Genomic DNA, 12,754 nt, shown 5'->3' with positions numbered 1-12,754 from the left:
GGCGTACTCCACGGCCCAGTGGGTTCCACAGTCCTGGACGCGCACTGTCGCGTGCGGTGGCTTCTGGCACGCGGTCCGCGTGCGCGCGGACATCGCCGCGCCGGCGCTCCGGCTTCTCGGCGACAGCGCCGGTCCGGTCATCGCACACGACATCGTCCGCGCCTGGTGGTTTCTTCTGCCGCCAGGCCAGGTCGAACCCGGCCGGTGGGCACCCGGGATCCGGCTGCTGCGCCCCGGCACACTGATCGCCGTTCCCCCGCCGCACACCACGACGGGCAGAGATGTCCGCTGGGTCGTCACGCCGGAGCGCGGCTTCACCCGGCTCGAACATCTGCGTGCGGCCCTGGCCGGAAGACCCCCACGACATTCCGCTGGCCTGACGCACCGCCTGCCGGACCGTGCTGCACGACGCCAGCCCTGACCTCCCGAACCCCTGCACCGCTCACCGCTGAACACACGACGTCACCTGCTGTCCTGCTTCAACCGACAGGAAAACTCCGTGAACCATTTCCCGTCTGGCGCCCACGACCACGACCACGAGCCGTTACCCGGGGACGACCGACCGCACAAGCGATGCCCGATCCCTTCCGTCCCGCACCTGGCCACGGGCGCACTGCTGCGTTACTACCGTGTTCAGGGGAACTGGTCCTACCAGCGCGTCCAGGAGCGTACGGGCATCTCGGACAGGCGGCTGCACGGCATCGAGCTGGCACGGCGCCCTCTGGAGGAGGACGTCGCCCGGACGCTGCTGGACATCTACGGAGCCGGACAAGAGGCACAGGCAGCCGCGGCGTTGCTATCGGGCGGGCACGTGCACGAGGCACGCGATCAGGTCTTCCAGCGCGGTTCGTGGGTGATGGCGCTGAAGGCGGCCGCCCAGGAAGCCGTGCTGCTCAGCACCGGTCCGCTTCGGCTCGCGTGCGACCTCGCGGCTCCTGCCGCTCCCACTCCGGGCCGCGCTCAGTATCGCTGCCGGACGTTGCTGCTGCTGCACGAGCCCGCGCTGCACCGGACCTCCGTTCAGCAACTCGCCCGCCTAATTGCCCTGGTCGAGCGCCGGTCTCTCACCGTGCGTCTCGTTCCCGGCGGCCTCAGCGTCCCCGAGGGGCTGTTGACCGAGTGGTCGCTGACGGCGGGCATCTCGGACACGAGCGCGGCAGAGTGCCAGCGTCGCCAGCTGTACGTGACGCACATCCCGGGGCAAGCGCCCTGGGCACGCAACGGAGAACCGGCACACCCGGAGCGACAGTTGATCCAGCTGGCCGCGCTCCGCGCGCGGACGCCGCTAGACAGCGTTCACCAGCTGCGGCAGGCCACTGTCCGGCCACGCATCTGGACCACCGGCGGAGGCAAGAGCCCGGCACGGTCCGCCTCGGCCGACCCGGCTGCCAGGAGGCTGGCGTGACCCCTGCGGCTTCGTTGTCCACCTCCACGGACATGTGCGCCGGCACCCTGGTCACCACCTTGGCCGGGGCGGTGACCACGCTGCTGCTGGACTGCCTGTCCTACCTCCTCAGCGCCTGGTGCGCCGCACGGATGCGCCTGGCCCCCATGTACCGCCTCCCGTCCACGCCGCGCGGCCCGATGGCCTGCCGTGTCGCCAGATTGCGCGACCACCGTGCTACCGCGCCGCCCACATCCCGGCGCACCGTCTGCGGGACGCGGCTGGCGCCCGCCGAGGCCGGTACGTCCCGTCTCCGGCCAGACGAGGAAGGCAACTAGGCATGACCAGCTCAGACGCTGCCGCCCGGGCGCTGGTCATGGACCTTCTGCCTCCCGCGAGGGTCGGACACGCCTGCGAAGGCGACACCTGCCGCGAGGCATCGGTGGCCGATGTGGTCGTCGGCGCCGGCCTGCGCGCCGCACGCGCACAGGCCGGCGTGTCCGCGGCCCGGGCCGCAGCCTGTGTCGGTCTGCGCGAAGCCCGCATCACCCGCCTGGAGGCAGCCCAGACGGTCTGGTCCGCAAAGCAGGTGATCGCTCTGGCCCGCCTGTACCAGATGCCGGACGGGCAGGTGGAGGAGCTGAGACAGTTACTCGGTCCCGGGCATCATCACAGTCTGCCTGACCTCGGCGCGCACCCGGGGCCGCGGCTGGCCGCGCTGGAGTCCCGAGCCGTCAGGATTCGTGTCGCTGCCCAGAGCGTGCCGCTGTTCTTCTACGGATGGGGCGGCAATGGCGCGTATCTCACGGACTGCCCGGCTGCCGGGCCGCCGGCAGTGCGGCCACGTCCGTGGCCCGATTGCCCCGTCACCCTCATATGGGACGAACTCACCCTCGGGCGCGGCTACATAGACGCGCCGCGCACCGTCGCGCGGCTGAGGCACCTGGCCGACATGGTCGAGGCCGGAGCGCTCACCGTCCGCATCCTGATCCCCGACTACCACCAGCCCTTCGAGCCCGTGGGCAGCGAACTCACCTTCGGTGACGACACGACCGTCTGCGTCAGTGAAGAGCTGTTCCTGGTGATGTATAGCAACGGACCGCGAGCCCGCGCGAAGAGCGCCCTGCTCGACCGGCAACTCGCAGCGGCCCTCAGCCCCGACGAGTCCCTGGCCGCATTGCGCCGTGCTGCCGAGCGTTGGAGCCGCGCATGATGCCACCCCACGTAGCCGCAGACCGCCGTAGTCAGCAAACGGCCTCGCGATGCGCTACGCGCATGCGCCGCCAAGGCCACAGTCCAGTCCACTGCCGCCGTCATCGACCACTGCCGCCAGGAGCACGTGTGCGCACCCCGGCCTCCCCTTACCGACTGACCGTCGACGCCGACAGCAGCAACTTCACGGTCACCGCCCGCCGCACAGGCATGGCCCGCCGCCCGTCTGCCTCCCGGCAGACCTCCGCACGGTTGCAACCGGTGTCGTCGTGGCACGAGTGCGCGGTTGCTGGGGGCCCGGCGTGACCACTGTGCCTACGGCTTTGCACCGTGACACCGCGGCCTCTCGCCTGGGCTTGCTGCGACGCGCGCAACTGGAAAACGTCCTGCGAGGTGTAGCGGGCGAGATGCGGATCGCTTTGTACGTTCTGGTCGGCGCAGAGCAGGATCCCGCCCCCCGTCTCGCCTCCGCGCAGGCCTTCGCAGCCCGGCGGGGCTGGACGGTCGTGCACCGCACCTTCGACCTCACGGGACCGACCGACCCGACCACACGGCCCCAGCTCGCCCGGCTGCTCGCCGCAGCCCGACGCCGGGAGATTCACGGCATCCTCGCCGCCTCACGGGTCGACATCAGCAACGACGACAGGGAGTACGAGGCAATGCTCGAGCACATCCGGACCCTGGGCGCCGGACTCGCCCTCGCACGCGAGGAGAACGTCCTGTGACCGCACCGAATACGCACGCGGCTGCCGCAACGACACGGAGCCCGGAGTCGAGCCCTCCCCCGGGACGCCTCGATCTGCCCTTCATCCCGACAGGCAGGAAGCTCACCGGCGCCGCGCGGGAGAAGTTCGCGAAGCAGGTTGTGACTGCTTACCTCACCCCGGGTCGCAAGGTCACCATTCGGGAGATCTGCGAGGCGACGAACCGGTCCGCCGGCGCCATCCACACCATCCTGCGCGAAGCTGGGACCACCAAACGAGGGCGCCGCACCTCCGGCACGGACGAGCAGGCGAGCTCGTGAACGAGCCCCGCGAGCCCGAGCCGGGCTACCCCGCTCTCGCGGAGGACCTGCTGGGCCGCGCGCAGCGCGCCAGAGAGCACTGGCGCACGCCCGGCGCCGAACGTCTCGGCATGACGCCGGACACGCTCGCGGCCCTCGCCCAGACCCAGCATGACAACGCCGTCGGCCTGAAGCGGATCGTCGAACGGCTCGGGCAGTGGCCGGGCCACAGCACCGTAGGGCTACAGGCGTGCCAGGCTGCCGTGGACATCGCGGTGCACAGCGACCACGACCCGGCGTTCCAGCGGACGCTGCTGGGTCTGCTCCAAAAAGCCGTGAACACCGGCGAGGCCACCAGCGCCCAGCTCGCCCACCTCCACGACCGCTGCCTCGTCAACGCCGGACAGGCCCAGGTGTACGGAACCCAGCATTGGTACCGCCCCGACGGCCTCCTGCAACCGCACCCGATCACCGATCCCGCCCGGCTCGACACCCGCCGGGCCAGCGTCGGCCTGCCGTCGTACGCCGAGCAGGCCCGCCGTCTGCGCGAGCGGCACCGCCCGATCGGCTCCTTATCCGCTCCCGCCGCAGTCCAGTTCGCCCCCGAGCCCGAAAGGCGCGCGGCATGAGCACCGCCACCCTCCGCACGCACCGGTCCTGCAACCCACCATCGGTCCAAGGAGATGACCACGTGTCCCGCGTCACGCCCGCCCTGGACACCGACGTGATCCGCATCGCGTGCTGGAACGTCGAGCACAACGGCCTGCCCGGCCACACCGGCGGCGACGCCCGCCGCCGGCATCTGGCACACGAGGTCCTGCGCGCGCACCGGCCGCACATCGTGCTGCGTCAGGAGCTGACACTCGCGCACCTCGACGGCAAGCGCCCCCTGCACGAGGAGGGCAAGGCGCTCGGCCTGTCGGCGGTGATGGCCCCGGGCACCCCGGAAAGCCCCAACCCGACCGGTGTCCTGTTCGACCCCGCCCTGTTCGCCCTGCACGCGGAGTACACACACGTCACGAACGGCTGGCACCCGATCTGCAACCCCGTCCTCACGCTGCGCGGCGACACCGAGGCCACCAGGCCTCTGTCCCTGGCGTCGTTCCACTTATGCTCCTACGACCCTGCCACCCGCGAGACCGAGGCCAAGCGCCTGGTCACCCTCGGCGGCCAGAAACGCACCGCCGTCATCGGCGGGGACTGCAACTCCTACCCGCACCGCGTCGCTGACGAGAACGTGCCGCTTCCCGACTGGACCCAGGTGAAGGACCCCGCGCACTTCGAACACCGCACGATCCGCACCCCAGCCGGCCGGGTCTCCGACACGATCCCCGACGAGATCCTCGCCAGCACCAAGCCCGGAGGCGGACGCGTCTTCGTCGAACTCGGCCACCACGCCGCCACCGAACTGGGCCAACCCGGCGCCCTGGAGGCGACCGCGAACCTGTGGCGCACGGACCAAGGGCGCCGCAGCCGGATCGACCGGATGTACTGCACGCCCGACCTCGCCCCGGCCCTGCGGTCCCTGCAGGTCTACGCCGACGACGCGGTCGTCGAGGTCTCCGACCATGCCTTGGTCGTGGCCAGTTTCGACCGCACGGCCTTCCGCCGCGCCCTCACGCCCGCCCGGTGAACCACGCCGCCACGGCCCGTCAACGTCGATACCATCACCAAGGAGACACAGCCCGTGACCGATGAACTGCGCGTGGTGTGCTGGAACATCGAGCACAACGGCCGCGGCCGCAGCGGTGGCGACGACCATCGCGACCTGGCCCGCGACATCCTCGCCTCCGTCAAGCCGCACGTCGTGCTGCGCCAGGAACTGACCGGCGCGTGGGACCGCGGGAAGGCGGACCTGTACGCCGAGGCCAACCGGCTCGGCGGCCTCACGCCGTTCATGGCCGCGCCGCGGGAAGGACGCAGCCGCAACCCGGTCGGCGTGATGGTCGACCCCAACCTGTTCCTCGTCGACGGCGAGTTCGAACATGACATGCCGTGGAAGCCGATCTGCAATCCCCGCGTCCGCCTCAAGGGCTGTCCGAAGCCGATCGACCTCGCCTCGGCACACCTGTGCCACTTCGACCCGGACCTGCGCGCGACCGAGGCGCGGCGGCTCACCACCCTCGCCGACAACTCCGGCAGCGCCCTGGTGGGGATGGACGCCAACAGCTACCCGCACCAGGCGGAGCTGGAGACCGTGGCGCTCCCGGACTGGAATCAGGTCGCAGACCGGGTGCACTTCCAGCACCGCACCATCGAGCGCGCCGGCCGGCGTGTCTCGGACACCCGGCCGGACGAGATCCTCTCCGGCGGCGACCCTGTCTTCATCGACCTCGGCCTGCACGCCGCCACGGCTCTCGGCCAGCCCGGCGCGCTGACCGCGACGGCGAGCCTGAAGCGCACCGACCAGGGACCCGCCCAGCGTATTGACCGCATGTACTGCACCCCCGACCTCGCACCGGCCCTGACCGCCTTCGAGGTCCTGGCGACCGACGATGTCCGGGCGGTCTCCGACCATGCGCTGCTTCTCGCGCGGTTCGACCTCGACGTCCTCCGCCGAGTCCTCACCTCCACCCGCTGAAACCTCCATCTCTGGGGAGACCTTCGTGCTCATCAACGCGGCGATCTGCAATTTCGAGAACAACGGCGGCGGCGACCGCGACCTGTGGCAGCGCATGCACGACCGCCTGGCCTCGCTCGACCTGCATCTGCTCCTGCGGCAGGAGATGTGGGGCGCCTACGACGACGGCAACGCGCTCGCGTACGCGGCCGAAACCGTGCTGGGCATGGTCGGGTTCATCGGCCGCGAGTGCTGCACCGCCGTCTACCACGACCCGAAACTCTTCATCCCGGTCGGCGAGTACCCGAGGACCGGCCCCGTGTGGGCGCTCCCACCGACCGTGTGCAGCTTCCAGCTCGCCGGAACGGCCCCCGGCGCGGTCCCGCTGATCGTGGGCTCCTACCACCTCAACTACTGCTCCACCACGACACGCCTGGCGGAGGCCGAGTGGCTGACCAAGTGGAACGACCAGTGGGTGAAGGACGGCGACCGGTACGTCCACTACCCCGCGCTGCTCGGCGGCGACAACAACAGCTACCCCGTCGTCGGCACCCCGGGAGACCCGGCCCTGCCCGTCCTGGAGGAGATCCGCGACGAGCCCCACCGGGCGCACCGCTCCTACCTCGGGCCGGACGGCGTCCGCCGGATGGACGACCGGCCGGACGGCACCCTGCGCACCGCCGGCCTCCAGGACGTCGCCCGCCACCTCGTCGCGGCCACGGGTGACACCAGTGCGATCGCGCCCACAGTCGACGCCTGCGACACCTACGGCCCGGACGCGCGCATCGACCGGATCTACGCCAGCCAGCAGCTCCTGCCCGCCGTCCGCGAGGTCGAGGTCGTCGACATGAAGGGCCTGTCCGACCACCACACGGTCGTAGTGCGCCTGGACCGGGACACCCTCACCGACAGCCTCAACCACCCGCTCACCCGGGCGGCGTGACCGATGTCCACGATGCAAGACCCGCACCTTCCATGCCCCTCTTCCCGCTGGCGCGAATCGCCGCTCCGCTCTGCCGCCCCTCGCCCGAGGAGTGCGCTGAGGACTACGCCTGGTTCCGGGAGCGCCTCGCCGACCCGGGCCTTCTCCACTGCGCGGTCGGTGTGAAGGTGGATGGCGCCGTGCTCCTCGCGGTGCCCGCCGGCGGCAGCCGCAGCGGCGGCTACGTGTCGGTGGGCACCGTGGCCGACGCCGTGCGCATCTGGGCGGCCCTGCGGGGCCGGCCCGGATTCCCGCGCGTGAGGATCGGCCTGTCGGTCCACCGCGACACCTGCCACACCGTCAACTGGGGAGCTGCCGAGCCCACGGGCGACGCCGAGCGCGGTCGGCACTTCGGGTACACACAGCCTGCCATCGACGCCTTCCTCCGCCGCGTCTGCATTCACGACCAGCAGTGGGGACCAGAGACGAGCGAGCCAGCCCAGTCCCGCGGCCGGACCTGGCAGCAGGATCCGCTGCTGTCGACACTCCGTGACATCGGCGGCTGCGTGGCCGTGATCCTGATGGGCGTCCTGATCACCCTGCTTGTGTCGGTGGTCCGCGGCAACTGGTCTCTACTCGGTGACATCTCCTCATTGCTCGTCATGTACTACGACTCACAGGACAAGCGATGACCACGACCCCTTCCGCCCTCGTCCTGCACTCCGCTCCTCCGGCCATCGCGGCGGCGGTCGCCGTGCCCGCTCAAATCGTGCCTACCGCACGGAATCACGGTTGTGGACGACTACGCCGCTGTCCCGTCGGCGCGAATGGGAGCCGGGAGGGCGCGCAAGCGTTCCGCCAGTTCACTGGCCGAGCTGGCCGCCGAGGCATCGAGCAGTCGTCCCAGCCGTTTCAGACGGTCGCGGGCGGTCGCCCGGAGCCGTGGTGGAGGGATCAGGTCGAGTACACCCAGCGCTCGGTCGGCTGCCTGGTCCGGGGCGTCGCGGGCCTCGGCGAGCGCGAGGACGAGGGTGGCAGCCACCCACCCCGGTGTCTCGGCGGGCGCGGCGTTGATGGATTCACGGGCGACAGCCGCAGCCCGGTCGTAACGCTCGAGGGTCAGGTGAGCCTCGGCCACGTGGAGTCGGTGCTCGGCGCGGTCGTATCCGAAACGACCGGGCAGTTCGACGCCCGTGCGCATGATCTCGTCGCTCTCGTCGACGACATCGTCTGCCTCCTCGGCCCGGCCTGTGGCGGCAAGCGCTGGCAGCAGAGCCCATCCCAGGAGCTGGGCACGCCGCAGACCCTCGGGCGCATGCTGGAGCCCGTATTCGGCGTGTCCCCTGGCGTGCTCCCAGTCCTGGCGCACAGTCGCGACCATGGCCAGCGCGCCGCTGGCCCAGGCGGTGAGTTCTGGCTCGCGGGTGGACTCGCCGAGCGCGCCGGCCAGCGTGAGATGCGTTCGGGACCCGGCGCGGTCGTCCAGGTGGTAGGCCAGGTTGCCGAGAAGCGCCGACAGCCAGCCGACCTGTCGCCGAAGACCCTGCGCGGTCTCGCGGTCCGCTCCCGCCACCGCAGTGGAGAGCAGGTTGCGGGTCTCGCGGACCTCCTCCAGCAAGATCGCCGGAGGGTGCTTGCTGTAGTTGAGGGCGTAGTGCTCCACGGCCGCCTCGGCCAGGGCAACGAGGACGGGCGAGCCGTCCGGTGCCTCCTGGACGCCCCACTGCACGGATTCGCGGATGGCAGGCAGCCCACTGGCGGTCGTCATAGCTCCCCTTCGACTGGAGTTCGTCTCCTCACGCTGGAACTGACCGTAGTGGAGCGGGGGCGGGGAGGTGCAGGTGCTGCACCACAGGCAGCGTGTCTCCAGGGCGAGCTGATCGGGGCGGGCCCCGTACGCGCGGGAGATCATCAGGCGGTATTCGTCGCCGGGCTTCTCTTGGCCGTGCTCGTACCGACACAGCATGGCGGGCGTCAGTCGCGGCGGGAGCAGTCCGTCGGCCCGGTAGGCGGCGGCGACCTCGCGGATCGCCTGGGGCCGCGACCATCCCAGCGCCAGACGCCACGCCTCCAAGGCCGTGAGCTCCGGCAACGCCGTGCGGAGGGTGGTGACAATCCGCTCCTGGCCGTGTCCGTCGCGCTGGCATTGCGCACGGATCCGGGATGCCTCCCGTTGGATCTCCGCGCGACGACCTCGGGTGACTCCGCCCACTGCCCGGCCCTCCGCCACTTTGCCGTAGCGCTGAACCGTCCAAGCCGGGAAAGGCCTCAGACGGACATTGCGCAGATGCGTCAATGTTTCTACTCACCATCGGCAATGACGATCCGGCAGGCAACGGCGCATGGTGGAAGACATCCACCGCTCCGCTCTGAACCTCTCGGCCAGCGCCTCGGCCCGCCTCTACCTCAACCCAGGGCCCGGGGTGTACGGCGCGGCGCTGCGGTGGTCCCGTACGTGCACGCTCACCTTTCTCGACACCACGACCGTTGTTCGGATCTGCGGACGCAGCTCCTCTCTTACTCACCGGAGACGATCATGGCTGGTGGCACTGCCCACGAATCGGCGTCCCTGGCGCCGACCGGCAGGCGTAGAGGCGAACCTGCCGTCCCGCCGGGAAACGGCTCAAATGGGCCTACACGCCGGGTTCGGGAGAAGAAGCCGAATCATCAGCTACAGAGCGCCATCGAGGCATCTGGTCGCTCGTACGGGCAGATCGCCCAAGACCTCACCGACCTCGCCCGCCGGCGAGGCCACCACCAGATAGCGACAGGCCGCTCGCGAGTAGCACACTGGGTTTCAGACGGCGAGCAGCCCAAGGACCCGGTCCCGGAACTCTTGGCCGAGTTGTTCACCGGATACCTCCGGCTCAACCGCTCAGTGACCCCTGCGGACTTGGGGCTTCGATGGTCCTTGCCCGACGACGCTCCCGCTCCAGCAGCCGCCTCGCCCCAACGACTTCTGGGCATGGGGACCAGTCTCGAGGCCGTACGGTCTTACACCCGCTCCTCCCGGTTCAGCGAGTTGCGGGCTGGGGACATCGAGGACCTGGAGCTGTCCGTGGCCCAGTTCTCCGCGACCTATTCAGCCCACCCTCCGATGGAGTTGTGGGAGAAGGTCGTTCTGCACCGGGAGCGCGCCGCATCGTTCCTGACGCAGAGGCGCCATACCCTGCGCGAAGGACGGGAGCTGTCCCATCACGCCGGGATGCTCTCGGTCATCCTCGGGTGGCTCGCGCACGATCTGGGCGACCGCGGTTTCGTCGACGCGTACTGCGACGATGCGTGGGAGCAGGGACTTCAGGCCGGCGATCTGGAGATCGGTGCGTGGGCCGAGGATGTTCGCTGCACCGACGCCCTCTATTCCGGCCGGGATGTGGATGCGCTGGCCGCGGCTACCCGGGGGCTGGCCGTTGCGCCGCCGGGGAGCAGGGTGGCCCTGCGGCTGCTGGCCCAGCTGGCTCGTGTGTACGCCAAACTCGGCCAGGCCGGGCAGTTCGAGGAGACCATGCGGCGTGTGAAGCGGGAGAGTGACCGGCTGCCGCCGCACCGGGCGGGGCTCTTCGGCGTGGACGCGGCTGTGGTCACCTCCTATGGCGCGTCCTCCCTGGTGTGGCTGGGCCGGCACGAAGGGGCGCTGGAGTCTGCCCTTGAGGCGATTGAGCGATACGAGGACATGCCCCTTCCGTACCAGGCGCCGACGCGGCTGGCGATCGCACGTCTCGACCTCGCCCTCGCCCATACCTCCCTCGGCGACCCGCAGGCGGCCATCGGCGCCGCGACGGCGGCGCTGGCCGAAGGCCGGATTGTCCAGTCGGTCCGGACCCGAGCTGAGCACGTCCACTACCGGCTCGCCCTGCGGTACCCGACTACCGAGGGCCTTCCTGAGCTGCAGCAGCTTCTGAACGGCTTGCCGAAGGAGTAGGCCAGCCTTGCTGCTGCGCGCCGGGGGCCGGTGTTGCGCCTGTACCGCAACACCGACGCCTCTGGTGGCGCTACGGGGACATGCGGTCAACTCGCATCGCCGGACGAACTCCCGGCGCCGCGTGGCTGCACGGGCTCCTGACTCCCGTACGGCCACGCGGTTTTCCGTGACAGAAGGGGAGGAGCGGCTATGGCCCTGCCTGTGACGCCACCGCCGGACGAGCACAGCCTCGCGGGCATGGTGCGTTCTATCTGGGAAACGGCCCTTGGCCGCACCGTGGAGACGGACGAGGACTTCTTCGAGGCCGGGGGTGATTCGCTTACCGCGCTCGCCGTGGCCGGCGCCGTCACCCGGGCGACCGGCCGGACCGTCCCGGCCGGGTGGCTCTACCGCCACCCGCGGCTGGTGGACGCTGTCCGGTCCCTTCTGCAGGCCGCGCCGGTGGGCATCAGCGCGCCGGTGCCACTGCCGAGACAGGGGCACCATCCCCTCTCCTTCCAGCAGGAGGGGCTCTTGGACGTCATCGGCCACATCGGAGGAATCCACCGGTATCAGGTGGCCTACGCGGTCGCGCTGGACCCATCGGTGGACGCCGGCCGTCTTCAGGCTGCGTGGGAGCGGATCCCGGACCGTCATCCCGTACTCGCTACCCGCCTCGCCCGTCACGGCGGCGAGCGCGTCCAGGACGTCTCCACCGCGCCACCACCCCTGGAGACGATCACCGCCACTCGCCAGGGCGAGGTCGCGCAGGAGACGGACCGCTGGGCGTCCGCCCCGATCGCCCTTGACGACGCCCTGGTCCGCGCCGGGCTGGTACGGGGCGCGGATGGTTCTCGACTCATACTCGCGGCCCACCAGATGGTGATGGACCCCTGGTCCTGGGGCCTGCTGCTTCAGGACCTGTCCGCCCTGTACACCTCCCCGGACGCCGAGGGAGCACCCGAACTCGCGTACTCCGATTACGCCCGCTGGCAGCGCACCCACCTCACCGGAGAGACATACGCCCGGCACCTGGATTTCTGGCGAAGGACGGCCGACGGCTTCCCCGTTGACGGGGTCCGCCTGCCGGGAGGCCGGTGTGGCGCCGGGCCCGCGGGGCCCGCCGCGCGGCTGCCGGTCCACGTCCCCGACGCGCAGGTTGCCGCACTCGAAGTCCGGGCGCGGGCGGCGGGGGCGTCGCTGTTCGAGGTACTTCTCGCCCTGTTCAAGCTCGCCGTCGGCCGCTGGGCCGGTACCGACGACGTGCTGGTCGCCAGCGCCACCGCCAGCCGTACCGCGCCGGGCACGCAGGACGTCGCCGGCTTCTTCGTCAACGGCCGCTTCACCCGTACCCGCCTGCCGGCCGGGACGGCGGCGGACGTGGTCGACCGGGTCAAGCAGTCCTGGCGTGCAGCCGACGAGCATCGCGAACTCCACCTGGAGAAGACCCTCTTCGACCTGGGCCGACCGGATATGGCGAACGTGAAGTTCTCGCTCAACACCGTCCCCGGGCTCGCTCAGCTGCCGTCCCTGGGCGGACAGCGGCTGCGCGCCGTGCCGGTGACCGGCGCGGCCAGTGCACGGCGTCACCTGAGTGCTGGCCTCACCCGGGTCGGCGGCGCCGTGGCCGGTGCGGTGTCCTACCGCACCGATGTGCTCAGCCGGGATGCGGTGGCCGGCCTGCTCGGCGAGTTCGACCGGGCGCGGCGCGGGTTCGCGGCGGACCCGGATCAGCCCATCGCTCTCACGAACCACTAGTCCGCCGGTCCGCT

The 12,754-nt window shown here is 70.7% G+C and carries 14 protein-coding genes; 13 read left to right on the top strand and 1 reads right to left on the bottom strand.

Going from position 1 to position 12,754, the window contains the following annotated elements; all coding sequences use genetic code 11:
- Positions 1–79: 79 nt before the first annotated feature.
- The 11 genes from ACFYOJ_RS27530 to ACFYOJ_RS27480 all read left to right on the top strand — a co-directional run bounded on the left by ACFYOJ_RS27530 (position 80) and on the right by ACFYOJ_RS27480 (position 7,773).
- Complete coding sequence (locus tag ACFYOJ_RS27530; protein WP_356555886.1) at positions 80–421, top strand: hypothetical protein; 342 nt, start codon at positions 80–82, stop codon at positions 419–421.
- Between the two features lie 78 nt (positions 422–499).
- Positions 500–1,405 (top strand): helix-turn-helix domain-containing protein, encoded by a 906-nt coding sequence (locus ACFYOJ_RS27525; protein ID WP_356555888.1) that lies wholly within the window; start codon positions 500–502, stop codon positions 1,403–1,405.
- Positions 1,402–1,722, top strand: a complete 321-nt coding sequence (locus ACFYOJ_RS27520) for a hypothetical protein (protein WP_356555890.1) — start codon at positions 1,402–1,404, stop codon at positions 1,720–1,722. The genes ACFYOJ_RS27525 and ACFYOJ_RS27520 overlap by 4 nt, the downstream gene beginning before the upstream one ends.
- A gap of 2 nt (positions 1,723–1,724) precedes the next feature.
- The gene (locus ACFYOJ_RS27515) at positions 1,725–2,597 is read left to right on the top strand and encodes a Scr1 family TA system antitoxin-like transcriptional regulator (protein ID WP_356555892.1); all 873 of its coding nucleotides are present in this window, start codon (positions 1,725–1,727) and stop codon (positions 2,595–2,597) included.
- A 406-nt stretch (positions 2,598–3,003) separates the two neighbouring features.
- A complete protein-coding gene (locus tag ACFYOJ_RS27510) occupies positions 3,004–3,321 on the top strand; it encodes a recombinase family protein (protein ID WP_356555893.1) in 318 nt (105 codons plus the stop codon).
- Complete coding sequence (locus ACFYOJ_RS27505; RefSeq protein WP_356555895.1) at positions 3,318–3,620, top strand: helix-turn-helix domain-containing protein; 303 nt, start codon at positions 3,318–3,320, stop codon at positions 3,618–3,620. The genes ACFYOJ_RS27510 and ACFYOJ_RS27505 overlap by 4 nt, the downstream gene beginning before the upstream one ends.
- The gene (locus tag ACFYOJ_RS27500) at positions 3,617–4,228 is read left to right on the top strand and encodes a DUF6624 domain-containing protein (RefSeq protein ID WP_356555897.1); all 612 of its coding nucleotides are present in this window, start codon (positions 3,617–3,619) and stop codon (positions 4,226–4,228) included. The genes ACFYOJ_RS27505 and ACFYOJ_RS27500 overlap by 4 nt, the downstream gene beginning before the upstream one ends.
- Positions 4,229–4,290: 62 nt before the next feature.
- Entirely contained in the window at positions 4,291–5,232 is a 942-nt protein-coding gene (locus ACFYOJ_RS27495; RefSeq protein WP_356555898.1) for an endonuclease/exonuclease/phosphatase family protein, read from the top strand.
- A 54-nt stretch (positions 5,233–5,286) separates the two neighbouring features.
- Positions 5,287–6,180, top strand: coding sequence for an endonuclease/exonuclease/phosphatase family protein (locus tag ACFYOJ_RS27490; RefSeq protein ID WP_356555900.1), 894 nt, complete (start codon positions 5,287–5,289; stop codon positions 6,178–6,180).
- A gap of 25 nt (positions 6,181–6,205) precedes the next feature.
- On the top strand, positions 6,206–7,102 hold the full coding sequence (locus ACFYOJ_RS27485; RefSeq protein WP_356555902.1) for an endonuclease/exonuclease/phosphatase family protein: 897 nt from the start codon (positions 6,206–6,208) through the stop codon (positions 7,100–7,102).
- 32 nt (positions 7,103–7,134) lie between these two features.
- Complete coding sequence (locus ACFYOJ_RS27480; protein WP_356555904.1) at positions 7,135–7,773, top strand: DUF6302 family protein; 639 nt, start codon at positions 7,135–7,137, stop codon at positions 7,771–7,773.
- Between the two features lie 110 nt (positions 7,774–7,883).
- On the opposite strand, the gene ACFYOJ_RS27475 is transcribed toward ACFYOJ_RS27480, so the two are convergent.
- The gene (locus ACFYOJ_RS27475) at positions 7,884–9,173 is read right to left on the bottom strand and encodes a Twin-arginine translocation pathway signal (RefSeq protein WP_356555905.1); all 1,290 of its coding nucleotides are present in this window, start codon (positions 9,171–9,173) and stop codon (positions 7,884–7,886) included.
- Positions 9,174–10,139: 966 nt separating this feature from the next.
- Between ACFYOJ_RS27475 and ACFYOJ_RS27470 the strand changes: the two genes are divergently transcribed.
- Both ACFYOJ_RS27470 and ACFYOJ_RS27465 read left to right on the top strand, forming a co-directional pair.
- The gene (locus ACFYOJ_RS27470; protein ID WP_356555906.1) at positions 10,140–11,003 is read left to right on the top strand and encodes an XRE family transcriptional regulator; all 864 of its coding nucleotides are present in this window, start codon (positions 10,140–10,142) and stop codon (positions 11,001–11,003) included.
- 189 nt (positions 11,004–11,192) lie between these two features.
- Positions 11,193–12,740, top strand: a complete 1,548-nt coding sequence (locus ACFYOJ_RS27465; RefSeq protein WP_356555907.1) for a condensation domain-containing protein — start codon at positions 11,193–11,195, stop codon at positions 12,738–12,740.
- Positions 12,741–12,754 lie beyond the last annotated feature (14 nt).

Origin of the sequence: Streptomyces sp. NPDC006384 (genome assembly GCF_042870695.1) — a bacterium.
In the GTDB taxonomy this organism is placed as follows: Bacteria; Actinomycetota; Actinomycetes; order Streptomycetales; family Streptomycetaceae; genus Streptomyces.
Note: the sequence above shows the minus strand (reverse complement) of the source record. Positions and strands in the feature narration are given on the sequence as shown.

Bases quoted from the DNA above. Each gene is read 5' to 3' on its own strand.
- ACFYOJ_RS27465 (WP_356555907.1), top strand. From the start codon at position 11,193: ATGGCCCTGCCTGTGACGCCACCGCCGGACGAGCACAGCCTCGCGGGC.
- ACFYOJ_RS27515 (WP_356555892.1), top strand. From the start codon at position 1,725: ATGACCAGCTCAGACGCTGCCGCCCGGGCGCTGGTCATGGACCTTCTG.
- ACFYOJ_RS27510 (WP_356555893.1), top strand. From the start codon at position 3,004: ATGCGGATCGCTTTGTACGTTCTGGTCGGCGCAGAGCAGGATCCCGCC.
- ACFYOJ_RS27480 (WP_356555904.1), top strand. From the start codon at position 7,135: ATGCCCCTCTTCCCGCTGGCGCGAATCGCCGCTCCGCTCTGCCGCCCC.